We start from the raw sequence: 26706 nt of genomic DNA on the forward strand, positions 1-26706 counted from the left end.
AGTTGCGCCGAACAGCAGGTCACGGGCTCACCGCTGTCACGTCAGTCCAAAATCCCGTTGAGAAAGCAAAAAGCCGGCCCAACGGACCGGCTTTTCTCATCTTTGAAGCGAAGTCCCCTTATCAGGCAGCAGCGCTTTCCTTGGCCTGCTCAAGAGCAACCTTCGGATCGACGTAGGCATAGCCGAGAGCGGTTGCGACCGCCTCACAGGTCACCTGACCGCCGATCACGTTAAGGCCCGGCAGGAAGTGCGGATCATCGAGCAGCGCCTTCTTGGCACCCTTGTCCGCCAGTGCGAGAGCAAACGGCAGGGTGGCGTTGTTCAGCGCGTAGGTGGAGGTCTTCGGCACGGCGCCCGGCATGTTGGCGACGCAGTAGTGAACGACTTCATCGATGATGTAGGTCGGCTCGGAATGCGTCGTTGCCTTGGAGGTTTCGAAGCAGCCGCCCTGGTCGATGGCGACATCAACGAGAACCGAGCCCGGCTTCATGCGGCTGACCAGCTCGCGCGAGACCAGCTTCGGAGCCGCCGCACCGGCAACCAGCACCGCACCGACGACCATGTCGGCTTCCAGCACATGTTTCTCCAGGGCAGCCTTGGTCGAGTAGACGGTTTTCAGTGCCGGACCGAACGTCTGTGAGAGATTGCCCAGAACGGCGGTAGACCGGTCGAGAACGGTGACATCGGCTCCGAGGCCCAGCGCCATGGTAATGGCATGCGAGCCGACCACGCCGCCGCCGATGACAACGACCTTGGCCGGTTCGACGCCGGGAACACCGCCCACGAGCGTGCCGGAGCCACCCTGGGCCTTTTCCAGCGCCTTGGCGCCGGCAATCACCGACAGGCGGCCGGCAACCTGGGACATCGGCACCAGAAGCGGCAGACCGCCACGAGCATCGACAACGGTTTCATAGGCAATGCAGGTCGCACCGGACTTTACCAGGTCCGCGGTCTGCTCCGCGTCTGGCGCCAGGTGCAGATAGGTGAAGAGAATGTGGTCGGGGCGCAGCATGGCGCGTTCGACGGCCTGCGGTTCCTTGACCTTCACGATCATGTTCGCGGCATCGAAGACTTCCTTGGCTGTTGCCAGGATCTTCGCGCCTGCTGCTTCGTAGTCGGCATCGCTGGCGCCGATGCCGACACCGGCGTTGGTTTCAACGACAACTTCGTGGCCATGAGCCACCATTTCAAGAACACTGTTCGGGGTCAGACCAACCCGGTACTCGTGGTTTTTGATTTCTTTCGGCACACCAATGCGCATAACTCGACTCCTCTGGAAGCATTATTGATTGCCGACGATTTTACGCCTGTTTTCGTCGAATGTGCTTGCGTTCCCGGGGGCCCCCATTCAAATACGCGCAATTTTATTGTGTCGAATTGATATTTCTTCAAATTATCTGCTATGTATTATCTTGAACTCGGCATTATGTGCGGTGCAGCAAAATGAAACTCGATCGCCTCGACCAGAAGATCCTGAACGTTCTGCAAAGCGACGGCCGCATCGCCAACGCGGACCTGGCGGAGAAGGTGGGGCTTTCCCCTTCCGCCTGTTTGCGGCGCATGCGTGCGCTGGAGGAGGCCGGCATCATCGAAAAATACGTCGCGCTTCTGGACCAGAAGAAACTCGGCCGGCACATGGACGTTTTCGTGGAAATCTCGCTGACCGGCCAGTCCAAGGAAACGCTTGAGAATTTCGAACGCGCCGTGGCCCGGTCCGGCGAAATCATGGAGTGTTTCCTGATGGCGGGTGATGCCGATTACATCCTGCGCCTCTCGGCCCGGGACCCGATCGACTTCGAACGCATCCACCGCGACCACCTTGCCCAGCTTCCTGGCGTTCTCAGAATGAAATCGTCCTTCGCCATCCGGCCGATCGTCAGACGCACAGCGATTCCCCTGAACGGCGAAACATGAGTTCCTTTCAGGACCGGTCCACAACCAAACCGCCTGCAATTCCGCCACTAAATCCAGCGTCTCGACGCAGCCAGCACTGGCAGGTATAGTCCGCATCCATTCAACTGCCCGGCTTTTCAAGGAACCCGCTCCGGTGACCCATACGATCACCCGTTTCATCGATACGACTTACCAGCTTGCAGAATGTCCGACCTGGGACGACAGATTGAACCGCTTGCTCTGGGCCGACATCCAGGGCCGCTCCATCCAGTCCATGGATTGGGCCAGCCGCAAGATCACCACATGGCAATTCGACAATGAGGTCGGTTCCTTTGGCCTGACGGATGACGATCGCCTGATTGTCAGCGTGTGGGACAAGATCGTTCTGTTCGATCCCGAAAGCGGCGCCAGCGAGGTTCTGGCGGAAGTTCAGGCTGATGAGCCGCGCACACGGCTGAACGACGGCAAGGTCGGTCCGGATGGGGCCTTCTGGGTCGGCACCATGGACACCAGCTCACCGCGTGAACCGATTGCCGGTCTTTACCGGGTTGACGGCAGCGGCGACGTTGCCGAGATCCGTGACGAACTGCAATGCTCCAACGGGCTCGCGTGGACGCCGGACGGCACCTACATGTACCACTCCGACACCTCCCCCGGCTGGATCGAATATTACGGCTTCGACCCGGAGACCGGTGCACTTGGCTCCAAGATGCTGTACGCCCAGCAGACCAACGACACCGGACGGCCGGATGGCGCAGCGGTCGACACCGAAGGCAACTATTGGAGCGCAGGGGTATCCGCCGGCGTTCTCAACTGCTTTGCCCCGGACGGCAACCTGCTTGCCGCCATAAAACTTCCGGTCGACAAGCCCACCATGCCCTGCTTCTGCGGCCCGGATCTGGACCATTTGATCGTCACCAGCATCAAGCAGCCCGCTGACCCGACCGCGGTCGAACCCGACACATTGTCCGGCGGCCTGTTCCTGGTGGAAGGTCACGGCAAGACCGGCTTGAAGACCTACCGGTTCAAGACAGCAAAAAGCTGATCAAAAGCAGCGCCTTGGGCAAGTCGGTTTCTGCTGTAACCGGCTTCTGCCGCACATTTGGCCTGCCATCCGTTCCGCCGACCCGGGCACAACATCAGGGTGAAGACAAACATCCCTCTTCCTCATCCTGAGGAAGCGCTTCAGCGCTGTCTCGAAGGATGGGCTGCTCGCTCCGAGAGTGCCGCCCATCCTTCGAGACGGACCTTTGGGTCCTCCTCAGGATGAGGGAGAGCCTTTGGCTCAGAGGCCATGCCGGGACGAATTTTTGAGCGGCCCGCCTGACGACTGTCTGTCGACGTCAGTTGTTTAGGGTCGGTTATTCAGCATCTTTCGGAGGCTGGCAGTCCCTGAGAGCCTCGATGATCTGCTCCGCTTTCACACCTGGCACCTGGATTTTCGTTTCCCCGTAAAGGTGAACGACGGCCCCCTCCCCCTTCACCGATTGCTCGTTGAAAATGCGGACCGACTGGTTTTCGGGAATGAGCACGGCCATGGAACCGTCCTCCATGCTGAGCAGGATGGAAGACGCAATCAATGTGCAAATCATGTTTCAGCCCCACAACTGGTCAGGTAACCGGCTTTCAGCCTGCTCCGGAAAACGGACAGACAACCGATCTTGACCCAGTCACCTAGTAGCGGCAACCCCGCACCTTTACGGGCTTCCAGACTGTCTGGGCGGGTTGAACCAGCACCTGGCGGCTGACCGTCTGGTAAACCGCGGGCTTTTGCACCCGGTAGCTCGTGGCAGGCTGAACCAGCACCTTTTCCTTCACGGAGCTGTAAATGGCAGGCTGGCGCACTGCGACACGGGACGCCGACTGCACGAGAACCTTCTGGCTGACGGTTCGATAGACGGCGGGGTTCTGCACCTTGCACAGGATGTTGCGACCGTTGATGACCCGGTATTCCCAGCCGACGCTGGCGGGTTGAACCAGGACCCGGCTCTGCCGTGTCTGGTAGACGGCAGGCGATGTGCGATAGCTGACCCGCTCCGGCTGCACCAGAACACGCCGGGCCTGATAACTGTAGACGGCCGGCTTCTGCACCACGTAGCTGGATGCCGGCTGGACGAGCACTCGCTCGTTCACAGTTTTGTAGACGGCCGGCACGGTGGCCTGTTCATAGCAGGACAGTGCCTTGCCCCCGGCCAGCACGGACGTGCTGACCAACGGACTTACGATCAGCGCGGCAAGCGCGCTCCAGAAGCTGTGACGCATGTACTTTCCCCCAGTCTGGCGCAGGAAATCTCCCGCAACCCTGACTTTAGGGAAGTTCCACAAGGCATTAAAGCGAAAAAGTTAATATCCGTTAAGAAACGGCCCTGACGATCTGCTGTTCACCCTCTTCGTCATCAGCTTCAGCGCGAGCACTCTTCTCGTAGTCGGTGTCCTCGTTGATGATGTGACGGGCCTCTTCGGGAATCCATTCTCCCCAGCGTGGCTGCAGCTGATGGTCGACGGACACCCGGTCGTCGAAGACGAAACATTCGCCCTTCCAGAGGCTGTCGGCTTCCGGCACCTTCTCCAGATAGTTCAGGATGCCGCCTTCCAGGTGATAGACTTCCTCGAAGCCGTTTTTCAGCATCCAGGCCGTCGCCTTTTCACAACGGATGCCACCGGTGCAGAACATGGCGACCTTCGGCTTTTTCTGAAGCTCGTCTTCGCCGTCCACCCAGGCCGGGAATTCCCGGAACGACTGGGTTTTCGGATTGAGCGCCCGCTCGAAGGTGCCGAAGGCGAATTCGTAGTCGTTGCGCGTGTCGATGACGACGACATCCGGATCGGAGATCAGCGCATTCCAGTCTTCCGGCTTGACGTATTCGCCGACGATCTCGTTCGGGTCGATCCCGTCAACCGCAAGCCGCACGATCTCCTGCTTCAGCCTCACCTTCATGCGCTTGAAGACATGTCGGTGGGTCCAGGCTTCCTTGTGGTTCAGCCCGGCAAGCCGCGGGTCCGATCGCAGATGCGCAAGGACCTCTCGCACACCGGCTTCCGGCCCGCAAATCGTGCCGTTGATACCCTCTCCTGCAAGCAGCAGGCTCCCGCGCACATCCCGTTCCTCGCAATAGGCCTTCAGCGGACTGCGCATGGCCTCGAAGTCGTCGAGCGGCGTAAACATATAAAGGGCGGCAACGAGAAATTCGTTCATGGGGCTTGTTCTGTTTCTTGAAAGACGCCGGGCCCAAGGGGCAAAAGCACCACCCGGCTATTGGCGCCCTCTATACAGCCTAAGCCCCCCTTCTGAAAAGTCCGCAGTTTCTCGGACCCGGTTCTCTGCAGTCGAGCCCGCCCTGCAGGTTATGCTTGAGCACAACCGAACATGCGCCAGGGGCCATGCAACGCGGAACTTGCCGATTGAAGTTCCTCGAAAGGAACATCGCCCAAACCCTTCGGAAGAATCGAAGAATAGCGTCAGAGTAACAAAAATATCGGCAACAATTCGCCTCAACAAAACTCTCTACAGCGAAAGATGACATCGTCAGAAATACGAATGAATTCATATAGTTAAAAATCAAACCTCATCCGCTTTCATTTAAGGATCATTAAGCACGCAACCGTACCCTAACCCTGAATTGCCAACATGAGCGGGCGCACCAAGGATGACCCAGTACAAGGTCACCCCGACGGGGGTGGAACGGTTCTTTTCCGAACGGGACCTGATCGTCTCGAAAACAGACACGCGCGGGCGCATCACTTACGCCAACAACATCTTTCGGGATATTGCGGGTTTCGATGGCAAGGCTCTGGAGAATGCGCCGCACAGCCTCATCCGTCACCCGGACATGCCACGCTGTGTCTTCAAGCTGCTGTGGGACACGATAGAGGCCGGCGGAGAGATCTTCGCCTATGTGGTCAACATGTCCGCGAACGGCGATCACTACTGGGTGCTGGCCCATGTCACGCCGTCCTATGGCGAGAGCGGCAAGATCATCGGCTATCATTCCAATCGCCGGGTGCCCAACCGCCGTATCGTCGACGACATCATCACCCCGCTTTACGCCCAGTTGCGACAGACAGAACAGCAGGCGGACAACCGCAAGACCGGCATGCAGGCCGGTCACGATCAGCTGGTATCGATCCTTCAATCGAAAGGCGTGAGCTATGATGAGCTCATTCACACTCTTTAACGCCACGATCGCTTCAGGCGTCGCACTGGTGGGCGGCGCGGCGACGGTGGTCTGCGCCCTGCTGGGCCTGACCATGGCTACAGTCTTCTGTGGCGCCATCGTCATGCTGGCCATGCTGTTCGCGCTTACCGCGGTGCATCGGACCCGGCGGGGACTTGGTGCTGCGACGGAAGTCTGCAGCCAGATCGGGTGGGGCAACTTCGAGGTGAGAGCCAAGGATTACACCGAAGCCGGTGAAGTCCGTGAGCTGATGACCTCCATGAACCACATGATCGACCGGACGGACGCCTTCCTGCGTGAAGCTGCCGCCTCGATGACCGCGATCGAGAACAACCGCTACTACCGCCGCATCCAGCCCGGTGGCCTCAATGGCAGCTATCTGCAGAACGCGGAAATCATGAACATGGCCATCGAGACCATCAAGGGCCGTGTCGGCGCTTTCCGCCAGTCGACGGATTCCTTTGAAAGCCAGATCAGCCAGATTGCACAGAGCCTGATGGCTTCCGCCGAGCAGATGACCGGCACGGCCGAGGAAATGGAAACCTCTGCCGTTTCCAATTCGGAAGTCGTGACCGCCATTGCCGACGCGGCCGACCTGACAGCCGAAAATGTGAATGCGGCAGCATCTGCCGCCGATCATCTGTCCTCGACGGCCAGCGAAATCAGCGGCCAGATCGAACGCTCCATCGAAATCGCCCGTGCTGCCGTTTCCCAGGTCACGCAAGGCCAGGACAAGGCAAACAGCCTTCGGACTTCCGCCGAAGCGATCGGCGAGATCATCGACCTGATTTCCTCCATTGCCGACCAGACAAACCTGCTGGCACTCAATGCCACCATCGAGGCGGCCCGCGCCGGTGAAATGGGCAAGGGCTTTGCGGTGGTTGCTGCCGAGGTCAAGGAACTGGCAACGCAGACAGCCAAGGCGACACAGGAGATCACCCAGTCTTTGGAGGAAGTCGACGCGGCCAGCCGCGATACGGCTCAGTCCTTCGACACGATTTCCAAAACCATTACGGAAATCGAATCCATTACCACGATGATTTCCAACGCCTCGGTAAAGCAGGCGGAAGCGACACAGGCCATACAGGAGAACGTGACCAACACCGTGGCCTGCACCAACAAGGTGACCGGAATTGTAGACGGTGTCGCCCAGAATGCGGCAACCACTCACGCGGCCTCCAAGACCGTGCTGAGCTCCGCGGAAAGCATGTCCTCCAATGCCGGGCAGCTCACCGAAGCAGTGGCGGCCTTCTTCAAATCGCTGAAGAAAGGCCCGCTCGAGCAGCAGAACAGCGAAGCCGCCTAGGCACACTGGCTGTTGGGCAATCCAACCCGGGCGTTCGTGCCCGGATTGCCTCTTTTGGGGAATTGGGTCAAAGCCTCACACCTCTTATCTTCAGGACAGAGCCCACCCCTCACTGGACGTTCTGGAGGCCCACATGACCATTCTCGGCGACCTGCTGTCGACCATCTTCGAGCGCCGCTATCGCACAGCGGCGCCGGACCGGCGCGACAATCGGCCGATGGAGGATCTGGTCAGCGCACTTGTCGGCACAGCTGGCGACGTGACGGGCCTTGCCGCGGCCAGCACGCTCCTGCAACGGTTTCAGGAAATGGAGGACAGCGACAAGCTGCAGTTCTTCCGCCACCTTGCCCACGACATGAACATCGATCCGGCCGGCGTGCGCACTGCCCTTGATGCCTATGAGGCGAGCCCGAACCGGAAGACATACACGGCCTTCATGGCGGCTGTGGAGCCCAAGCGCCAGGAATTGATCCGGCGGCTGAACCAGATTCCCGGTGCCACCGAGCAACTGGTGCGCATGCGCGCCGACCTCCTGCGCCTCGGAGGCGCTGATCCGGAATTGCAGGCGCTCGACCAGGATTTCCGACACCTGTTCATTTCCTGGTTTAACCGGGGCTTTCTGGTGCTGCGGCCGATCAGCTGGGAAAGTCCGGCACATATCCTTGAAAAGATCATCGCCTATGAGGCCGTGCACGAAATCACCAGCTGGGAAGACCTGCGCAGCCGCCTGGCCCCAGGCGACCGCAGATGCTTCGCCTTTTTCCACCCGTCCATGCCCGACGAACCGCTGATCTTCGTGGAAGTCGCGCTCACCGCAGACATCCCGGGTTCCATCCAGGACCTTCTGGCAGGTGACAGGGAACCCATCACAGCGGCCACGGCCCGTACCGCCGTGTTTTATTCGATTTCCAATTGCCAGGAAGGCCTGGCCCGCATTTCCTTCGGCAACTCCCTGATCAAGCAGGTGGCGGCCGATCTTTCGGCAGAATTGCCGGGATTGAAAACATTCGTCACCCTGTCGCCGATCCCTGGCCTGACGAAATGGCTGTCGGCGGAAGGCATTGCTTTCCAGGACGCGGACCCGAAACTGCTGCGCACTCTCGCCGCGCATTATCTTCTGTCAGCCCGCCGCGAGGACGGACAGCCGGTTGACCCGGTGGCCCGCTTCCATCTGGGCAACGGCGCACTGGTGCATGCAGTTCACGCTGAAGCCGACACCTCCGCAAAGGGCCGGGCCCAATCTGCCGGCGTGATGGTGAATTACCTCTACGATCTCGGCAAGGTGGCCCAAAACCACGACCGATATGCAGCGGCAGGGGAAATCGCCGCCTCTTCGGACATCAGGTCTCTGGACGCGGCCGCAAAGAAACTGGATTTGCGCGAAGCGGAATCTGCACAACAGGCTTGATGGCGCACGGGTCGGGAACCAATCGCAGCTCATGCTGCCGGTGCCCTGCCCGCCGAGCCGGCGCCATTCGTCCACCCTGGCGCGCTAACTGTCCTGTTCAGAACGGTCTCTGAAACCGGGCTCGGCGCATCACGGGTCAACGCGATTCCCGCCGCCCCTCCCCAACCGATAGCTATCGGTCCCGGCGTTATCCTGACGCTGCCGGAAAGACGGATTCCGGCTGTCTTGGCCTTGTCTTCGGCTTCAAAACCGTCAACTTGCAGGTGACGTCACAGTGCCCGGGCGACTACTTCTTCGCTTCTTGGGTAACACCTAAGGAAAGTTGAAGAAGAAATCTCGCGTGCAGCAAAATTCTTTGCTAATCTGCGATTGGCGAAACGGGATCCATACCAATCTCGGATTGAAGCGGCCTCTGCACATCAGGGGACGTCTGGAAGATGTACCGGCGCGAAAAGCCGGCCGCTTTCCAGGCGAGCAGACCGTTCAATGGGTTTCTCGACGCCGGAAATTGTCTGAAAGGCAAAACAAAAAATGACATGTAAAGACAAGGCGGCAGGGATGAGCGAAGATCAATACACCAAAGAGCAGCTCGAATTCCTGGAAATATTTGAAATTGCAGCAAGATATGACTGTCTGTTCCTGCTCGATTTCCATTGCTTCGATCTGTTCGACCACGACCAGACCAGCCTGCTGAGCGACGGCGAACGTGCCCAGTTGGCGGCAGCGGCAAGATATGACATCTATGCCGAAGCCATGCAGAAGGGGTTTCTTCCGAAATCCAGTCCCTTTGGAGGCGTCCATGAGCATCAACACTTTTGTTGAGCCGCTACCCTTCTCGCTGATCGAAAACGGATTGGCGGGAGACAAGACGCAGTTTCTGTTCAAGACCTGGCGCGAAAACGAAGGCATCATCGTGCAGGACAGCCGCATGACGCAGCTGAGCCCGTATCTGCTGATGACCTTGCCGACCGCCGAGCCGGGCGACGTGCCTCCGCTGACCTTTGTGGGCAAGCACAGCACCTTCCGCCGGTTCTTTCCACAGGCTCTTGACCCGGAAACACCACGTCCGCCGACCAGCTTCCTGCCCTCAGTCTACCGCCAGGGCGTTGCTGATGCCTACCAGATTGCCATGGAGGGCGAGCCCTGGTTCGACATCCAGCGCACAGGCAACAAGCTGGGCGAAGGTGTGCCGGACATGACGCTGCAGCGTCTCCTCGTGAAATTCCGCACCAGTGCCGGGTTCACGCGGATTTTCTGCCTCATGACTTTGCTTGAAGTCCATTCGCGATCCTATCAATCAGATCGCACACATCGTCAGCTGTGTTCGCAACAAAAATCAGATTGGCATCCAGCGTACCAGGCAGCGGCTCAACCCAGTTCAGTGCATGAAAGTGTGCACGGGTAAAGCCGCAGTCGCGCCAGAAGCCGTCCATGAAGTTGAAACCCTGCACCCAGCCGTAATAGAAGCCGGCGCCCCACTCGTCCAATGCCTCGATCTGGGCCATCTGGTTGAGCAGGCCGCCGAGCTTCGAACCGCGCCACTCCTTGGCAACTTCCGTTCCGCCCAGATAAACAACGTCGCCGGTAATGCGCCGGCCAACGCGCGGCTGCTTGTCACTCAGCACAACCTTGCCGCCCTCCGCATCCGGGTAGCAGCGGTGAAAATACTTGCGCCAGAAATCGGTCAGCGTCATCGGATAGGCCATTCTGTCGAAACGGGCACACACCCGCCCGACCATCCGGTCTTCCTCGTCCACCAACGCCAGCCAGAACGCCTGTGAAGGCGTATAGGTGTTGAGACTGGGGGTGAAATGCCCCTCCAGTCGCTTCAGGCCGCTGGCCGCCGCCATGGCCTCGACAACATCGAAATCCGACCCGCGGCGCAGCATCAGCCCCAGGCGTTGAAACTCCCTGTCTATAACGCCCCAGGCACGTTTCAGCTGTGCCTTGTCCAACTCGAAATCCAGTTTATGCATGGATGTCCCGTCTGATGTTGCCCTTCATCCGCATCCTGCAAAGAGCGGCCGCGTCAAACGCGGCGATCGCCTTGTTTGCCAATAGATTAAATAGGCACCGATTTTCCCTGCTTGGCAGCACGTTAAGTTGTCTGCCAAGGCGGTCAAACAAGAAAAAATATCAAGGTTAAAACTTGCGGGTACCGGTTTGAAAGAACGGGAGTTTTCAACCGGAGATTCACCGCCCGCAAGGCAAGCCGGTTATCCACCGCTGTGCGAATGAACCCCCACGTGGTCGGATTTCCCCTTCACGAAGGGGCCATCGTCCCTCTTGGATTCGCACCGCCAAACACATCCTTTGATCAAGTTGTCACCGTCACCGGGCACAACTACAGTTCAGACGTTACTGTGCAAGGACTTGTTGATTGATATTGAACTTGATTGGAGAACACGATGATGAAGCAACTTTTCTTGCTTGCTGCAATGTGTGCAATTTCAACTGGCTCAATCGCCAAGGATCTTCCGGCATCAGCCAAGCCGATAACAGAAGCCGAACGGATCGAGATCTTGTCCGGCAACAAGATCGAAGGAATTTTCTACGGAAAAAACGGCAAGAAAGCCGGTGACTGGATTGTCGAATGGAACGACAACGGCAACAAGATCGCCGTGGTGACCGTGACGGGTAAAAAGCCCGCGAAGAAAACACTGAAATGGGAAGTGAAGGACGGCCAGTTTTGTGAACAGGGCTTCCGGGACGAGACAATGGTCTGCGGCCACGAGAACACCTACTTCAAGGACGGCAGCACCTGTTTCACCACCTTGAAGGATTCGAAATTCATCACGAACGAGTTCCCCTGCTGATCGCAGCAACCACGCACTGAATCTCGTGGCCGTCGACCGGCGGCCACGGATCTCGACAAAATGCACAATAAGAAGCACGGCGCGAACTCGCGGCGCCTTGGCATTTGCATAATTTCCAGGAGAAGAAAATGGTGGGTGAGTGGGGGCTCGAACCCCAGACCCGCTGATTAAGAGTCAGCTGCTCTACCAACTGAGCTACACACCCAAAGCGACAGGGCCGCGAGAACCGCGCGGCACGTCGGATGGCGGGTGTATATAGTGCGATCCGATTTGGCGCAACGGTTTTTATGACAATTTTTTATCATGGCCGGTCTGCGAGGAACGCAATCCGGAGAAAATCCGCAGCTGCCGGAAGGAAATCTCATTAACGCCGCCTGAAAGGCAACTTTCAGAAACATCTTCGATCTTTTGCGCAATTTTCGAAATTAAGGCTTGACCGGTTTTATCCGCCTGACTAGGGTGCGGCGCATCAAGACCGGGGCAGACGTGACGGGCTTGGGCCAGCTTGTTGAAGTCGCTGTCATATCGGCTTGCCTCAGGTTGGCGGGACAAACCCGGTTTCGGGAGTTCCACAACGACGTCGAACCGGGCCAGACGGCCTGCAGCATCAAAGGACCGGGACGACATGGCAATGTCGCTCATTCTAGTAGTAGTAGGAAAGCGCGCCTCCGCGGCGGGATAACCCCGTACGGACAGGATGGCGCGCGACCAAGGCTCCCAAAGGGGCCTTTTTTTGTACCCGCCTCCTGACCACGCATTTTCCACCACTGCCCGGATCTTTGACGCCGCATGCGTCAGGCCAGACAGACAGTGTTGTATCAGTCCGCGCCCTATCGGGCAGGATTGACAGAAGAACAAACAGTTATGTGAGCCAAAGCCTGATCCACAGGCGAGAATGCAAGGACGAAACGAATGACACGGGAAATGACCGGCGCCGAAATGGTCATCCAGGCGCTGAAAGACCAGGGAGTTGACACGATCTTCGGCTACCCGGGCGGTGCTGTGCTTCCCATTTACGACGAGATCATTCAGCAGGAAGGTCTGGAGCATATTCTCGTACGGCACGAACAGGGCGCAGGCCATGCCGCCGAAGGCTATGCCCGCTCCACCGGCAAACCGGGTGTTGCCCTGGTCACCTCCGGTCCAGGCGCCACCAACATGGTGACTGCCCTGACCGACGCCATGCTGGATTCCATTCCGCTTGTCTGCATTTCCGGCCAGGTACCGACCCATCTGATCGGCAACGATGCCTTCCAGGAGTGCGACACGGTCGGCATCACCCGCCCCTGCACAAAGCACAACTGGCTGGTTCGCGATGTGGACGACCTGCCGCGCATCCTGCATGAAGCCTTCTATGTCGCCACTTCCGGCCGTCCGGGCCCGGTTGTCGTCGACATTCCGAAGGACGTTCAGTTCGCGACCGGCACATACCAGGGCCCGACGCCAAACCCGGCTGCCGCGCACAAGAGCTACCGTCCGCAGCTGAAGGGCGATGCCTCCAGCATCCGCATGGCCGCCGAATTGATGGCGAACGCCAAGAAGCCGGTTCTCTATACCGGCGGCGGTGTGATCAACTCCGGCCCGCAGGCCTGCCAGTTGCTGCGCGAACTGGTGTCGCTGACCGGCTTCCCGATCACCTCCACGCTGATGGGCCTCGGCGCCTATCCGGCGTCCGGCGACAACTGGCTCGGCATGCTGGGCATGCATGGCACCTACGAAGCCAACATGACCATGCACGACTGCGATGTGATGATCTGCATCGGGGCTCGCTTCGACGACCGCATCACCGGCCGGACCGATGCCTTCTCGCCGAACTCGAAGAAGATTCATATCGACATCGATCCGTCCTCCATCAACAAGACGATCAATGTCGACCTGCCGATCATCGGCGATGTCGCCCACGTGCTGGAAGACCTTGTGCGGATCTGGCGGTCCTCTTCGCTGAAATCCGACGCCAAGGCCATGAAGGACTGGTGGACGCAGATCGATCAGTGGCGCGCGCGCAACTCGCTGGCCTACAAGCCGAACAGCGACGTCATCATGCCGCAGTACGCGATCCAGCGTCTCTATGAACTGACCAAGCACCGCAAGACCTTCATTTCCACCGAAGTCGGCCAGCACCAGATGTGGGCAGCCCAGTTCTACGGCTTCGAGGAGCCGAACCACTGGCTCACCTCTGGCGGCCTCGGCACCATGGGCTACGGCCTGCCGGCTGCCATCGGCGCGCAGGTGGCCCACCGCGACGCACTGTGCGTGGACATTGCCGGCGATGCATCGATCCTGATGAACATCCAGGAAATGTCGACTGCCGTTCAGTTCGGCCTGCCGGTCAAGGTGTTCATCCTCAACAACCAGTACATGGGCATGGTGCGCCAGTGGCAGCAGCTGCTGCACGGCAACCGTCTGTCCCATTCCTACACCGACAGCCTGCCGGACTTCGTCAAGCTGGCCGAGGCCTATGGCGGGGTTGGGTTCCGGGTCGAAAAGCCGGGTGATCTTGACGGGGCAATCGAGGAAATGATTGCCGCCGACAAGCCTGTCCTGTTCGACTGCCGCGTTGCCAATCTGACCAACTGTTTCCCGATGATCCCCTCGGGCAAGGCTCACAACGAAATGCTGCTGCCGGACGAAGCCAACGACGAAGCGGTTGCCAACGCCATCAGCGCCGAAGGCAAGTCGCTCGTTTAAGGTGAAATAGGCAAAAGGACTTTAAGAAAATGAACGCACAGAATGTTGATGCGCCTTCCGCCTATTTCCTGGCAGAAGTCAGCAACGAAATCGAAACCCACACCCTATCGCTGCTCGTGGACAACGAGCCGGGTGTCCTCGCCCGCGTGATCGGCCTGTTCTCCGGCCGTGGTTACAACATCGACAGCCTGACCGTGTCGGAAACCGAACACGAGAAACACCTGTCCCGCATCACCATCGTGACCACCGGTACGCCGATGATCATCGAGCAGATCCGCCATCAGCTCGACCGGCTGGTGCCGGTGCACCGGGTGACCGACCTGACCGTTCGCGCCAAACGCACCAACCAGGACAAGCCGCTGGAACGTGAGCTTGCCCTGGTGAAGGTGGCAGGCACCGGTGAAAAGCGCCTGGAGGCCCTGCGCCTTGCGGATGCCTTTCGCACCACCGTGATCGACGCGACGACGGAACATTTCGTCTTCGAGATCACCGGCCGGACCTCCAAGATCGAGCAGTTCATCTCCATCATGAAACCGCTCGGTCTGGTCGAAGTCTCCCGCACCGGCGTTGCTGCCGTTCAGCGTGGACCAGAAGGCCTTTAAGGGGTCGCTTTCTGATCTCAAGGCCCGTCGCACCCGGTGCGGCGGGCCTTTTTTGTTTTCCTGCGCATATTGAGGCACGGCACACAGCAGATCGGGCGAACTCCCGCCGTCGTGTTCCTTGGCAACAGCCGAAGACTTGCCTACATGCATCGGACACCTCGAAACCGGACAGAACCTGCCCATGCCCTTCGATCTTAATATTTATCTTGAGCGGATTGGCCTGGAGACGTGCCCGGCCACCCTGGACGGCTTGAGGGCCCTGCAGGCCGCCCAGATCAGCGCCATCCCGTTCGAAAACGTTTTGCCTTTTCTTGGCAAGGTTCCAGAGCTTGGCCGGGACAGCCTCTGGCAAAAGCTCGTTCAACACCGTTGCGGCGGTTACTGCTTCGAGCTGAACTCTCTGCTGGGTGACGCACTGGCAGCCATCGGCTTTTCCTCCCGGCAGGTGCTTGCCCGGGTGCGTATGGGGGCGGCGGAGGGCGGAGCACGCTCACACCTTGCCCATGTCGTGACATGTGATGGAACCGAATGGCTGGTCGATGCCGGGTTCGGCGGCCAGGCTCCAGCCGAGCCCGTGCGCATTTCAGAAGAACGCCAGCAGGTCCGCGACCAAGTCTACAGGATACGCCTTGAAGCTGCGTCAGGAGAGCACGTACTGGAACGACAGACTGAGGAGGGTTGGTTCGCGCTCTACGGATTTGACCGGGTAGACGTCCGCCCTGTCGACATTGAAGCCGCCAATTTCCTGTGCGCCGCTTCGCCCAGGCAGTCCTTTGCGGGCAGCATGAAATTCTACCGGCTGACGGATCGGGGTTTCATCAGTTTTCTGGACGGCCGGGCCCGGTTTGTCGGTGGTGGCAACAAGCGGGAGTGGCTGATTGAAGAAGCGGAAGACCTTGGCCGTTTCATGCGCAACGACCTTGGCCTCGGATATGACGACGACACGGTGCGAGCCATTGCCTTGCGATTACAGGATCTGCGCCGCCTCGACTGACCACGGTCCAACAGCAGCGCAATACCGAGAGGCCTGTGGCATTTCCACAGGCCCCGCCTTTCCTAAAGCTTGCTCTCGATGTTGATCGTCAGCGTCTTGCGCAAGGGGGCATCGTCCGGTCCGCTCATCGGCGCGACATGGTGCCAGGAATTGTAGGTCTTCACGAACAGGACACACTGGTTTTCCTCAAACGGGAACGTCTTCAGCGTTTCAACATCCTCGAGGGGCATCGCCTTGTTGATGTGGTTGAAGACCTTCGTCCGGTCCTTGGGAAGGCACACCGCCGTGCCACCACCCCATGCGTGATTCCAGGCTCCCGGCTCCATCATGGACAGAACCAGCGTGATCAATTTATGCGGAGCGTCGGTGTGCGGCAGGATCTGACCGCCGTTTGCCGGCATCATCGAGAACTCGAACCGGGCACTGATCTCGGTCTGGCGACGGAGGCGACTCAGCAGGCTGGCCTTCCGCTGCCCGTCCTTCGCAATCACCTTGAGCCTGCGCAGGCCCAGGTCGATATTGTTGGCGACCAACATATCCAGCACGTTGTTTATGAAGTTATCGGATTTCACATGATCGTAAAACGCTTTCCAATCAGGTGTATCTGACAGGAACTTGTAGTAGTTATCCGGATTATTGATGTCGGACAGAGAATATTTGTGTCCGAGGTTTGGCATGTATTTGAACAGATCCTTGTCAGGATAGCTCTCGACGAGTGACCGGTACATTTCCGGTGGCAATACATCTGTTACATAGCAAACGGGATATGGCTCGTAATCGAATTGAGGCCCGCTCAAATTCAACATGGATCGGGGTCCCTGCTCTCGCTTGGTGTTGGATAATATTCAAGCAGCCGGTTGGAGATCCGGCCGTAACGCGCCCCCGCCGCTTATTGGCACAGGCTGTCGTCCGTCAGCAACCGCTTTCACAAACACCGGGGTGACAAAACGCGCGGTGTCGGCTTGCGTTCCATCAAAATGGCGCCCTAGACGCGACGTGAACGAGCGCGTATACGACACGCGCGCTGTTAGCGCCGATCCGGCGCGATTCAAACCAATCAGACCAAAAGGCATTTCGCCATGATTCACGGTCTCTCCCGGCCGAAAAACCAGATCCGCTGGCTGCTGCTGGAAGGCATTTCGCCGACCGCGCGCGCGGTTCTTGAAAAACACGGTTATACAAACGTTGAAGTCCTGTCCGGAGCCCTGGAAAAGGACGCGTTGATCGACAAGCTGCAGGGCGTCCAGATGCTCGGCATCCGCTCCCGCACCCAGGTCACCGAAGAGGTTCTGGAAGCGGCCAAGAGCCTGGTTGCCGTCGGCTGCTTCTCCGTCGGCACCAACCAGGTCGACCTCAAGGGCGCGCTTACGCGCGGTATCCCGGTGTTCAATGCCCCCTTCTCCAACACGAGATCCGTGGCTGAACTGACCGTTGCCGAAATCGTCATGCTGATGCGCGGCGTCTTTCCGAAGTCCACCGCTGCCCACGAAGGCCGCTGGATGAAAAGCGCTGCCGGTTCCCACGAAGTTCGCGGCAAGACACTTGGTATCGTCGGCTACGGCAATATCGGCACGCAGTTGTCGAACCTGGCCGAGGCCATGGGCTTGCGGGTGATCTACTTCGATCTCGTCGACAAGCTGCAGCACGGCAATGTGATGCCGTCCGAAAGCCTCGACGGCCTGCTGGCTGAATCCGATGTCGTGTCCCTGCATGTTCCCGATACGCCGGAAACGCGCGACATGTTCGGTGCTGACCAGATTTCGAAGATGAAGAAGGGCGCGTTCCTGATCAACAACGCCCGCGGCAAGGTTGTCGATATCGACGCTCTGGCCGCCGCGCTGAAGTCCGGTCACCTGGCAGGCGCTGCCATCGACGTCTTCCCGGTCGAGCCGAAGTCCAACAAGGACGAATTCCTGTCGCCTCTGCGCGGCCTCGACAACGTCATCCTGACCCCGCACGTGGGTGGTTCGACGGAAGAGGCCCAGGACCGGATCGGTGAGGAAGTCTCCAAGCGACTGGTGGAATACTCCGATGTCGGGTCCACCATCGGCGCCGTCTCGTTCCCGCAGGTTCAACTGCCCAAGGGCACGTCGGCCACGCGTTTCATCCAGGTGCACCACAATGCGCCCGGTGCCATGCGCACGCTGAACGACCTCTTCACCCGGCACAACCTCAACATCTGTGCCCAGTACATGCAGTCCCATCTGGACATCGGCTACGTCGTTCTGGATGTCGACAGCCCGGTGGAAGATCCGGTCAGCATTCTGGAAGAGATCCGCACCCTGCCCAACACCATCCGGGCAAGGCTGCTTAACCGGGTCTGATCGTCCTGGCCTTCAGAAACGACAAAAGCCCTGGAGCATTTCCAGGGCTTTTTCTTTTTCAAATGCTTTGGCTTACCAGATTGCTCTAATCCACCGTGACCGGACTGAAGACCCGGTTGCGCCCCTGTTTCTTGGCTTCATAAAGCCGAAGGTCCGCCTGCCGGAACAGGGCCTCCATTGTGTCGCCGTCCTGCGGCGCACTGGCCAGACCGATGCTGACCGTTACCTTTTCCGGAAGATAGATCTTGCTGAAGCGCTCGATCGCCTTGCGCAGCCGCTCGGCCATGGAGGTCGCGCCTTCGACCGACAGTTTCTCGCACAGAAGCACGAACTCTTCGCCGCCCACCCTGTAGAGGTGATCGTCGGAACGCAGGTTGTCGGCCAGAAGCCGGGCAACCATCTTCAGGATCTCGTCACCGGCCTGGTGGCCATGCCGGTCGTTCACCTGCTTGAAGTGATCGATGTCGATCACGAGCAGTGACAGGGGTCGGTTTTCCTGCAGGTTCTTGGCCAGGATCTTGGGCGCATTCTGGTCGTACTGGCTGCGGTGAAGCGTGCCGGTCAGGTGATCGCGAATGGAAGCTTCCAGAAGCTTGTGGTAGCGCTCCCGGTAGGTCAGCACCTGAAACACGTCCTTGAAGGACCTGTTGGTGAGCCAGCTGCTCTCGTTGTCGAAATACTTCAGGTAGAGGATGAACAGCGCCGTATAGACCAGCGTAGCCACCATCTTGGCTGCCCAGCCGCCGACAAACACATGCCAGGGTGCACCGGAAACATAATGCAGCGCCAGGAAGAACCCGGCCTGGTCGAAAGTCAGCACTGCCGCGCCGCAGATCAGGAAACGCAGGCCAAGGTGCCGCCCGACCCAATTGCCGATCCGCTCATAAAGCACGATGATCGCGATCGCGTCGACAAACAGCAAGATGGTGCCCCAGACCATCAGCAGTCCCATTTCATCGATAAAGGCGAAATCCGGATTTCGGCCGTCCGTCACCGAGATGGTATCGTGGTTCCGCAGAATCATCACCAGCGCGACGATCAGGAAGTTGCCGATCAACAGGCCGTAGATCGGCTGGCGGACGATCAGCGCATCCTCACGGATGTAAAGCAGCAGGATCATCAGAAGCTTGCCGGAAAAAAGCACTGTCGACCCGGGGGAGACGATGCCGAACGGCAACTCGATGTAAAAGACGCTGGCGAGATATGTTTCCAGGAAATGCATCACACCAAGCGCGCACATGAAGACGCCGATACCGATCACCTGACGAGCCCGCAGAAGGCTCATCATGACGATGAAATAAACGGCTGCCTGGGCCAAGAGGAGGAGCGCGTTGGAGATGGCCATGGATTACCTGGTAGTTTTCTCGATCCGAGACCTCGATGTATGCATTGATTCTCGTTCGGATCGACACCGAAATCGGTTTCAGTCCGGAACAAGCTTAAGAATCGGGCCCCTTGCGGCCAGTCTTAGAGGAAACGGCGGAACCTGAAAACCTAGTCGTAATACTGTACTGCGACCTTGTGCGGGCTCGCCGAACCCTGCGTTGCAGCCCTACATGAGAGGCGGAAACCTGTCATTGCCCGCGAAAGCCCCAAGACGATGGAAACCAGACGCAACGTCAAACCGGCCCCGCCTGCCCTTGCACATCTTCCCGACAACCTGATCGTCTTTGATGGCATTTGCGTTCTGTGCTCCGGCTTTGCCCGGTTCGTCGCCAGGCACGACCGGACAGCAGGCTTTCGCTTTGTCGACGCCCACTCGGAAATCGGTCAGACACTCTACCGGCACCACGGGCTCGACCCGCAGAAGATGGAAACCAACATCGTTATCTGCCGCGGCCGGGCCTACACCAAAATGGCGTCCTTCACCGCAGCCATGAAAAGTCTCGGCTGGCCCTGGAAGGCGCTCACGGTGCTGGATCTTCTGCCGCGCAGGCTCGCGGACTGGACTTATGACAGGATTGCCCAAAACCGCTATCTGCTCGGCAGACGAACCTGTCCCCTGCCGTCGGCGGCGCTGAAGGAACGGCTTCTTGACTGAACTTTCCCGAAGGAAGCGGATTGTCGTACTCGGTGGCTATGGCGTTTTCGGCGGAAAACTGGCCGAGGCGCTGCTGAGGAACGAGCATCTGGAGGTCATCGTTGCAGGCCGCAGCCAACAAAAGGCTGAAGACTTCTGTCGCCGGCATGGTGGCACTGCCGCCGTTCTGGATCGGACGGCACCTGATTTCGCTGCTGCCCTTCTCGCCCTTCGCCCTTTCGTCACCGTCGACGCCGCCGGACCGTTTCAGGCCTACCGGCAATCCCCCTACGCTGTTGCGGAAGCAGCGCTTGCCACCGGTAGCCATTACCTGGATCTTTCCGACGATGCCGGGTACACGAGCGGCATTACTTTGCTCGATGAGCAGGCACGCTTGAGCGGACTGACCGTGCTGTCAGGCGTTTCCAGCGTACCGGCTCTCTCTTCCGTTGCGGTCGAAGCTCTTCGGCATGAGTTCTCACAGGTCGACCTGATCGAAAGCACCATCCTGCCGGGCAATCGTGCACCTCGTGGCCTCTCCGTCATCGAAGCGATCCTGACCCAGTCCGGCAAGCCCGTTTCCGTCTACCGCGATGGCGGATGGACAAAGGTCATCGGCTGGTCCGGTCTCTCCCGGCGCCGGATCGGCCCTGAAGGCAGCAGCGGCCTTTCAAAGCGCTGGTCGAGTTTCATCGGCGCGCCGGATCTGACACTCTTTCCCAAGGTCTACAACGCCCGAACGGTGCTGTTCCGGGCGGGACTTGAACTCTCCCTCCTTCATCTGGGCCTCTGGGCTCTCTCCTGGCTGGTGCGTCTTCGCCTTGTCAGGTCACTGCAAGCTGCCGCTCCACTCCTTCGTACTGTCGCGGGCTGGTTCGAACGGTTCGGGTCCGACCGCGGCGGCATGGAAGTCCGGCTTGCCGGGCTTGGCAAGGACGGCCAGCCCTTGGCCGCCAGCTGGACACTGATTGCGGAAGCTGGCGACGGGCCGCATATCCCGGCAGTCCCGGGCGCTATCTTGTGCAAGCACCTTGTCGAAGGTGTTGTTCCAGCCGGAGCGCGGCCGAGCCTTGGTGAATTCAGACTGGCAGACGTCGAGGAGGCCACCGCTCATCTGAACGTTCGCACCTTCTCTGCAAAGCACGCGGCACCGGTCTTGTTCCAGCAGGCACTCGGCAGCAGCACCTTCAAAGCTTTGCCGGAAGAGATCCGCTCCCTTCACACAGTGTTTGACCTCCGGCAATGGATCGGTGAGGCAAAGGTCACGCGCGGCACCTCATGGCTCGGCCAGTTGCTGTGCCGTATCGTCGGCTTTCCGCCCGAAGCAGATGCAATTCCGGTGAAAGTGACCATCAAGCGGCAGGGCGACAAGGAAATCTGGCAGCGCAATTTCGGCGGCAAGACTTTCCGGTCCGTGCTCAGCCTGTCAGGTGCACCGGGGTCCGGCGTGGTTCAGGAGCGCTTCGGACCAACAACGTTCAACATTCACCTGAACCTGAACCTGAAGGGCGATGCACTCGCCTACCCCGTTCGCAGTGGCAAGCTGTTTGGCATTCCCTTGCCGCGCTGGTTGTTGCCGATCAGCGAAACAGCCGAGACGGCACCGGATGGCATCTTCCGCTTCGACGTCGAGATCTCCCTGCCCGGTCTCGGGCGGCTCGTGCGATATCAAGGGTGGCTGAAGCCCCACCAACAGTGAAAAACATTGTCTCTAGTGACAATTCCTCGTTTGACTTCAACGGCTTTTGACACAATCTTGCGAACCTGACCCAGTCTCTTAAAGCCAGATCAGAACCGTTTTCACCGGACTATCAATCATGCCTGCCGTTTCGCGCCTTTCCGTCAATGTCAACGCCATCGCCATGTTGCGAAATCGCCGGGATCTGCCCTGGCCGAGCGTGACTGGCCTTGCGGCCATCGCGATGGATGCCGGCGCCAAGGGCATCACCGTGCATCCTCGTCCGGACGAACGCCATATCCGCAAGACGGACGTGTTCGAGCTGTCCGAGCTGATCGAGGACCGGTTCCCGAACAAGGAACTGTGCCTGGAAGGCTATCCGGCCCCCGATTTCATGAAGCTGGTGGAGGAAGCTCGCCCCGAACAGGTCCTGTTCGTGCCGGACGACCCGCAGCAGTCCACCTCGGACCATGGCTGGGACTTTTCGAAAGACACCGGCGCGCTGGAAACGGCGATTGCCGCCGCCAAGGAGTGGGCGGTCACGGTCTCGCTCTTCTGCGATCCGGACCCGGCGGCTCCCGAACACGCTGCCAGGCTCGGGGCGGAACGTATCGAGATCTACACCGGCCCTTATGGTGCCTGCTACGACGATCCGGCACGCGCCGAAAAGGAACTCGACATGATTGTCGCCACGGCGGAAGCCGCCCAGGCCTGCGGGCTCGGCGTCAATGCCGGGCATGATCTGACCGTCGAAAACATTCCTGCCCTGATGGCACGCGCGCCCTTCATTCGGGAAATGTCGATCGGCCACGGCTTTACCGCCGATGCGCTGATCCATGGCTTTGCCGAAAGCGTTGCCCGCTTCCGCCGGGCCATGGGCGAGATCTGATGAACGACACTTTGGAGAAGCAGGTCGCGTTTCTTCTGGAAACCGACAAGCTGAAGGAAGTCGTCCGGCTGAACCAGCTCACGGGCGGCGCCCGGCGCGAGACCACGGCCGAGCACTGCTGGCACGTGATCCTGCAGACGCTGACGCTTGCCGAGCACGCCCCTGCCGGCACCGACATCAACCACGTCGTCAAGCTGCTCGCCGTTCACGACCTGGTCGAGATCGACGCAGGCGACCACTGGGTCACAGACGACAATCGGGCCGGCATCAAGGATCTGGAACAGGCAGCCGCAAGCCGACTGTTCGCCCTGCTTCCCTCATCGCAAGGCCTGGATTTCAAGTCTCTTTGGCTGGAGTTCGAAGCCAACGAAACACCGGAGGCGAAATTCGCCAACGCGATGGACGCGCTGCATCCGATGGTGCTGGTCTTTGCATCCGGCCTGGACGATCCGACCCATGAACCCATTTCCGCCGAAGCGTTGAAGCTGACGAAGGAATCCCGCCTGTCTCCCTTCCCGGGTCTTTGGGATTTTGCCCAGGACCTGCTGAACAAGGCCGTACGCGACGGCCGGCTGCTGCCCTGAAACATCCTTCCGGCTGCACCCCGCAGCCTTTTCTCGAGAACCGAAATGCCGATAGATCTTTGGCTCGTCTTTATTGCCGTCTCGCTCCTGCCTGCCGTCAGTCCCGGCCCGGCAGTCATGCTGGCCATTTCCAACACGCTCCGGTTCGGCCGTAACGCGACCCTCGCTTCCGCGGCAGGCAATGCCACGGGACTGGTAATCCTGGGATACGCGGTCGCCCTCGGCTTCGGCGCCCTGATGGCAGCCTCCGCCGTGGCCTTCACGGTGCTGAAGGTCATTGGTGCCGCCTATCTCATATTCATCGGCCTCAAGATCTGGCGCGACAAGTCTGCCTTTCACGTGGAAGATGGTGTCCTGATTGCCCGCAAAAGCCCCAGAAAGCTGTTTCTGGAGGCGCTGCTCGTTTCCGTCACCAATCCAAAGGCCATTCTGGTCATCACCGCGCTGTTCCCGCAATTCATGCGCGCCGACGGCATCGATCTCACGGAGATCTCGGTGCTGTCCTTCACCTACGCCGCATTGTGTTTCGCCAACCATGCCGCAATTGCCTACGCAGGCGGTCACATGCGCCGCTTCCTGACGTCTGCAAAGCGCATGCTGTGGGTACGCCGGATCACAGGCACGCTCTTTGTCGGCTTTGGTGCAGCACTGGCCGCTGCCAGCCGGTAAAAGGCGCAAACTGGTCGGTCGTTGGGGGATCACGATACGGGGCGAATCCGATAGGCTCGCCCCTAGCCTCCTTCAACCGGACCAGTCCCTTGCCCTTCAGGATCCTTTCATTTTGCGGCAGTCTTCGTGCCGCATCGTCCAATCTGGCCCTGCTGAGCGCAGCAGAACGACTGGCGCCCGACGGGCTCGTTCTCAACCGCTATGACCGCATCGGCGATCTGCCGCATTTCGTGCCGGATCTGGATATTACCGACCACCTGCCGGAGATCGTCATCGACCTGCGCGAACAGGTTGCGCGCGCCGACGGGCTGCTGTTCGCCGTGCCGGAATACATGCATGCACTGCCCGGCAGTTTCAAAAACACTCTCGACTGGATGGTTGGTTGTCAGAAGTTTCCGGGCAAGCCAGTCGCGCTTGCCCACGTCACCTCCCGCCACGCCTTTGCCCCGGTTCAGCTGGGAGAGATCCTCCGGACCATGTCCGCCGAAATCGTCAGCGAAGCCGGATTTTCGCTTGGCCTCACCAGCAATGCCATCACCCCTGAGATGATCTGTACGGATGCCTCCCTTGCCGCGATCGTCACGCGACACCTCGACCGATATCAAACCTGGCTAAGCCGAGAGCGTGGCTGAACCCCCTTCGGAAATCCAGCCCGCCTAGTCTGCCGGATCGATTACCAGAAGAAGCCGCGGGCCACCTGCCGGAGTTGCGGCCGGAGACCGGTGCAAGAGAGCGGTTCTTTCGTCGCAGGACCATTGCCGGCCGCGAAAAACGGCAACGCCCCCAGGCGGCACCTGACGGATGCGACCAGGCTCCTCGGCCACATTTTCCGGCACATATTCCGTTCCCGCCCCGCGATACGTGCACAACAACCGGGCGCGAACATTGTCCAGGTGGAACTTCGGACACATGACGTCTTCCGAAACATCCAGCCGCAATCGCAGCAGACGCACTGTCAGCGTCTTTGCCAGCATCAGGGCAAGTGCCCCGACATCACTTGCCAGCATGTCCCTCTCCCGACACGCAGGAAGTCCATGACTCTCGCAAGCCGCCCGGACAGCCGCCTCTGCCAGATGCACAGGCACCACCGTGCGCAGGTCCGGCAGGTTGTCTTTCGGCAAGGCATTCACCCACCTCTGAAATTCGGGATCCGGCGTTCGCCGCCAGATAGCGGCGGCGATGCCCGGATCGCGAATGTCGGCGAGAATGTTCGGATCCCGGCCGATAATCACATCCCGTGCGGCAGGCCCGTTCGAAAAGGCGTCCACTTTCGGTTCCAGCGCTGTCATGCTGCGCGGTCCGCATGGCGGAAGGCTGGAAAGGGATCCGGCAGTTGCGCAAAGGCCGAAAGTTCGTTCCCCGCGTTTTCGCCGATCAGGCACGCGTCGAGCCGGCTTTTCAGAAGCGGCCAGTCGATGCCCGCACCAATAAAGACAATTTCCTGCCTCCGGTCGCCAAACGGCTCGACCCAGAGCGACTTCGCATAGGCCCGGGCGCGGTCGTCATCCGGCCAACGCTCCTTCGGCACCGACGCCCACCAGGTGCCAAGCGGACTGATGCTGGAGAGCGCCCCGGCCAACGAGAACTCGATCACCCACTGCGGCCGGCTGCCGATCCAGAAATGGCCCTTGGCGCGGATCACACCCGGTAACTGCCCGTTGAGCAGCTCATGGATCTTTTCCGGATCGAACGGCCGCCGTGCCCGGTAGACATAGGAGGCAACACCATATTCCTCGGTTTCAGGAATGTGGTCGGCAAAGCCGTAAAGCTCCTTGGCCCACATCGGGTGTTCATGAGCCTTTTCAAAATTGAAGAGCCCCGTGTTCAGGATGTCGGAAGGCGAGACTTCCGAGTAGTCGGTCTCGATAATCTTCGCATCCGCGTTGAGACTGCGGATGATCTTGCGGGCAGCATCCACCTGTCCGGCCGACGCGGCACCCACCTTGTTGAGAACCACCACATCGGCAAACTCTATCTGGTCCGTCAGGAGATGCACCAGCGTGCGTTCGTCCTCCTCGCCCAGCACCTCGCCCCGATCGCTCAGGAAATCATGGCTGGAGTAATCCTTCAGCAGATTGACCGCATCGACCACCGTCACCATCGTGTCGAGCCTTGCCACATCGGCAAGGCTGTCGCCGGCTTCGTCTCGGAATTCGAAAGTCGCTGCCACCGGCAACGGTTCGGATATCCCCGTTGATTCAATAAGCAGGTAGTCGAACCGCCCTTCGCCAGCCAGGCGGCGAACCTCGTTCAGCAGATCGTCGCGCAAGGTGCAGCAGATGCAGCCATTGGACATCTCGACAAGGGTTTCCTCGGTCTTGCTCAGCTCCGCGCCGCCTGCCCGCACCAGGTCTGCGTCGATATTCACTTCCGACATGTCGTTGACGATTACAGCCACCTTCAACCCGGAACGGTTGTTGAGGATGCGATTGAGCAAGGTGGTTTTTCCCGCTCCAAGGAACCCGGACAGAACGGTTACAGGCAGGCGTCGATCGGACATAAGGCCTCCAGCAAGTTTGATATGTTATGTTATTACATATCAAATCTGTACTTTATTGCCGGTGACCAAGGCAACCGTTTTTTGAACCAGGGCGATCGAGGCTCACTGACGGCAGAACAATGGAAGGGAATTTCAGGCAGCAGATCCGGGGCGCTCATCA

General features: G+C 59.4%; 28 protein-coding genes and 1 tRNA gene. 17 read left to right on the forward strand and 12 right to left on the reverse strand.

The annotated features are described in order from the left end of the window. Positions 1–121: 121 nt before the first annotated feature. Positions 122–1261 (reverse strand): alanine dehydrogenase, encoded by a 1140-nt coding sequence (ald, locus tag Q666_RS50965; protein WP_023000606.1) that lies wholly within the window; start codon positions 1259–1261, stop codon positions 122–124. Between the two features lie 182 nt (positions 1262–1443). On the opposite strand from ald, the gene Q666_RS50970 reads away from it, so the two are divergent. Both Q666_RS50970 and Q666_RS50975 read left to right on the forward strand, forming a co-directional pair. Continuing rightward, positions 1444–1914: an Lrp/AsnC family transcriptional regulator gene (locus Q666_RS50970; protein WP_023000605.1), complete on the forward strand. Its 471-nt coding sequence runs from the start codon at positions 1444–1446 to the stop codon at positions 1912–1914. A gap of 133 nt (positions 1915–2047) precedes the next feature. After that, the gene (locus Q666_RS50975) at positions 2048–2938 is read left to right on the forward strand and encodes an SMP-30/gluconolactonase/LRE family protein (protein WP_023000604.1); all 891 of its coding nucleotides are present in this window, start codon (positions 2048–2050) and stop codon (positions 2936–2938) included. A 316-nt stretch (positions 2939–3254) separates the two neighbouring features. Here Q666_RS50975 and Q666_RS50980 read toward each other — a convergent pair whose 3' ends face one another. From Q666_RS50980 to Q666_RS50990, 3 genes are all read right to left on the reverse strand, one after another. Continuing rightward, positions 3255–3485: a hypothetical protein gene (locus tag Q666_RS50980; protein WP_023000603.1), complete on the reverse strand. Its 231-nt coding sequence runs from the start codon at positions 3483–3485 to the stop codon at positions 3255–3257. Between the two features lie 82 nt (positions 3486–3567). Beyond that, positions 3568–4155, reverse strand: a complete 588-nt coding sequence (locus Q666_RS50985; RefSeq protein ID WP_023000602.1) for a hypothetical protein — start codon at positions 4153–4155, stop codon at positions 3568–3570. Between the two features lie 91 nt (positions 4156–4246). Continuing rightward, positions 4247–5089 carry a rhodanese-related sulfurtransferase gene (locus Q666_RS50990; protein WP_023000601.1) on the reverse strand — a complete coding sequence of 281 codons (843 nt, stop codon included), beginning with the start codon at positions 5087–5089 and terminating at the stop codon, positions 4247–4249. 451 nt (positions 5090–5540) lie between these two features. Between Q666_RS50990 and Q666_RS50995 the strand changes: the two genes are divergently transcribed. The 4 genes from Q666_RS50995 (at position 5541) to Q666_RS51010 (ending at position 9604) form a co-directional block, all read left to right on the forward strand. Beyond that, positions 5541–6068, forward strand: a complete 528-nt coding sequence (locus Q666_RS50995) for a PAS domain-containing protein (RefSeq protein ID WP_023000600.1) — start codon at positions 5541–5543, stop codon at positions 6066–6068. Next, positions 6043–7374 (forward strand): methyl-accepting chemotaxis protein, encoded by a 1332-nt coding sequence (locus tag Q666_RS51000; RefSeq protein ID WP_208993891.1) that lies wholly within the window; start codon positions 6043–6045, stop codon positions 7372–7374. Before Q666_RS50995 ends, Q666_RS51000 begins: the two co-directional genes overlap by 26 nt. Positions 7375–7507: 133 nt before the next feature. Beyond that, a complete protein-coding gene (locus tag Q666_RS51005; protein ID WP_023000598.1) occupies positions 7508–8782 on the forward strand; it encodes a malonyl-CoA decarboxylase in 1275 nt (424 codons plus the stop codon). A 558-nt stretch (positions 8783–9340) separates the two neighbouring features. Continuing rightward, positions 9341–9604, forward strand: a complete 264-nt coding sequence (locus tag Q666_RS51010) for a hypothetical protein (RefSeq protein WP_023000596.1) — start codon at positions 9341–9343, stop codon at positions 9602–9604. 265 nt (positions 9605–9869) lie between these two features. On the opposite strand, the gene Q666_RS51015 is transcribed toward Q666_RS51010, so the two are convergent. Both Q666_RS51015 and Q666_RS51020 read right to left on the reverse strand, forming a co-directional pair. After that, positions 9870–10064 carry a hypothetical protein gene (locus Q666_RS51015; RefSeq protein ID WP_023000595.1) on the reverse strand — a complete coding sequence of 65 codons (195 nt, stop codon included), beginning with the start codon at positions 10062–10064 and terminating at the stop codon, positions 9870–9872. Further along, on the reverse strand, positions 10042–10758 hold the full coding sequence (locus Q666_RS51020) for a hypothetical protein (protein WP_023000594.1): 717 nt from the start codon (positions 10756–10758) through the stop codon (positions 10042–10044). Before Q666_RS51020 ends, Q666_RS51015 begins: the two co-directional genes overlap by 23 nt. Positions 10759–11190: 432 nt before the next feature. Here Q666_RS51020 and Q666_RS51025 point away from each other — a divergent pair, with 432 nt between their 5' ends. Next, a complete protein-coding gene (locus tag Q666_RS51025) occupies positions 11191–11598 on the forward strand; it encodes a hypothetical protein (protein ID WP_023000593.1) in 408 nt (135 codons plus the stop codon). A 129-nt stretch (positions 11599–11727) separates the two neighbouring features. On the opposite strand, the gene Q666_RS51030 is transcribed toward Q666_RS51025, so the two are convergent. Beyond that, positions 11728–11803: transfer RNA gene (locus Q666_RS51030), tRNA-Lys, on the reverse strand. A gap of 80 nt (positions 11804–11883) precedes the next feature. Further along, the gene (locus Q666_RS51035) at positions 11884–12240 is read right to left on the reverse strand and encodes a hypothetical protein (protein ID WP_023000592.1); all 357 of its coding nucleotides are present in this window, start codon (positions 12238–12240) and stop codon (positions 11884–11886) included. A 270-nt stretch (positions 12241–12510) separates the two neighbouring features. Between Q666_RS51035 and Q666_RS51040 the strand changes: the two genes are divergently transcribed. From Q666_RS51040 to Q666_RS51050, 3 genes are all read left to right on the forward strand, one after another. Continuing rightward, the gene (locus Q666_RS51040; protein ID WP_023000591.1) at positions 12511–14286 is read left to right on the forward strand and encodes an acetolactate synthase 3 large subunit; all 1776 of its coding nucleotides are present in this window, start codon (positions 12511–12513) and stop codon (positions 14284–14286) included. Between the two features lie 29 nt (positions 14287–14315). Further along, positions 14316–14888, forward strand: a complete 573-nt coding sequence (ilvN, locus tag Q666_RS51045; RefSeq protein ID WP_023000590.1) for an acetolactate synthase small subunit — start codon at positions 14316–14318, stop codon at positions 14886–14888. Positions 14889–15069: 181 nt separating this feature from the next. Further along, positions 15070–15882 (forward strand): arylamine N-acetyltransferase, encoded by an 813-nt coding sequence (locus Q666_RS51050; RefSeq protein WP_031269163.1) that lies wholly within the window; start codon positions 15070–15072, stop codon positions 15880–15882. A gap of 62 nt (positions 15883–15944) precedes the next feature. On the opposite strand, the gene Q666_RS51055 is transcribed toward Q666_RS51050, so the two are convergent. Further along, the gene (locus Q666_RS51055) at positions 15945–16688 is read right to left on the reverse strand and encodes a hypothetical protein (protein ID WP_152533356.1); all 744 of its coding nucleotides are present in this window, start codon (positions 16686–16688) and stop codon (positions 15945–15947) included. A gap of 273 nt (positions 16689–16961) precedes the next feature. On the opposite strand from Q666_RS51055, the gene serA reads away from it, so the two are divergent. Then, positions 16962–18206, forward strand: a complete 1245-nt coding sequence (gene serA, locus Q666_RS51060; RefSeq protein WP_023000587.1) for a phosphoglycerate dehydrogenase — start codon at positions 16962–16964, stop codon at positions 18204–18206. 85 nt (positions 18207–18291) lie between these two features. Here the strand turns inward: serA and Q666_RS51065 are convergent, their stop codons facing one another. Further along, positions 18292–19551, reverse strand: a complete 1260-nt coding sequence (locus Q666_RS51065; RefSeq protein WP_023000586.1) for a GGDEF domain-containing protein — start codon at positions 19549–19551, stop codon at positions 18292–18294. 255 nt (positions 19552–19806) lie between these two features. Between Q666_RS51065 and Q666_RS51070 the strand changes: the two genes are divergently transcribed. The 6 genes from Q666_RS51070 to Q666_RS0133390 all read left to right on the forward strand — a co-directional run bounded on the left by Q666_RS51070 (position 19807) and on the right by Q666_RS0133390 (position 24678). After that, a complete protein-coding gene (locus Q666_RS51070; RefSeq protein WP_023000585.1) occupies positions 19807–20247 on the forward strand; it encodes a DCC1-like thiol-disulfide oxidoreductase family protein in 441 nt (146 codons plus the stop codon). After that, positions 20240–21925 (forward strand): SDR family oxidoreductase, encoded by a 1686-nt coding sequence (locus Q666_RS51075; protein ID WP_023000584.1) that lies wholly within the window; start codon positions 20240–20242, stop codon positions 21923–21925. Before Q666_RS51070 ends, Q666_RS51075 begins: the two co-directional genes overlap by 8 nt. 118 nt (positions 21926–22043) lie before the next feature. Then, a complete protein-coding gene (locus Q666_RS51080; RefSeq protein ID WP_023000583.1) occupies positions 22044–22793 on the forward strand; it encodes a pyridoxine 5'-phosphate synthase in 750 nt (249 codons plus the stop codon). Continuing rightward, positions 22793–23377: an HD domain-containing protein gene (locus tag Q666_RS51085; RefSeq protein WP_023000582.1), complete on the forward strand. Its 585-nt coding sequence runs from the start codon at positions 22793–22795 to the stop codon at positions 23375–23377. The genes Q666_RS51080 and Q666_RS51085 overlap by 1 nt, the downstream gene beginning before the upstream one ends. Before the next feature lie 45 nt (positions 23378–23422). Further along, complete coding sequence (locus Q666_RS51090; protein ID WP_023000581.1) at positions 23423–24046, forward strand: LysE family translocator; 624 nt, start codon at positions 23423–23425, stop codon at positions 24044–24046. Between the two features lie 89 nt (positions 24047–24135). Beyond that, positions 24136–24678: an NADPH-dependent FMN reductase gene (locus Q666_RS0133390; protein WP_023000580.1), complete on the forward strand. Its 543-nt coding sequence runs from the start codon at positions 24136–24138 to the stop codon at positions 24676–24678. A gap of 24 nt (positions 24679–24702) precedes the next feature. Here Q666_RS0133390 and Q666_RS51095 read toward each other — a convergent pair whose 3' ends face one another. Then, on the reverse strand, positions 24703–25335 hold the full coding sequence (locus Q666_RS51095) for a DUF1826 domain-containing protein (RefSeq protein ID WP_023000579.1): 633 nt from the start codon (positions 25333–25335) through the stop codon (positions 24703–24705). Then, the gene (locus tag Q666_RS51100; protein ID WP_023000578.1) at positions 25332–26546 is read right to left on the reverse strand and encodes a GTP-binding protein; all 1215 of its coding nucleotides are present in this window, start codon (positions 26544–26546) and stop codon (positions 25332–25334) included. The genes Q666_RS51095 and Q666_RS51100 overlap by 4 nt, the downstream gene beginning before the upstream one ends. Positions 26547–26706: the final 160 nt, after the last annotated feature.

Source organism: Labrenzia sp. C1B70 (genome assembly GCF_000475395.1).
GTDB lineage: Bacteria > Pseudomonadota > Alphaproteobacteria > Rhizobiales > Stappiaceae > Roseibium > Roseibium algicola.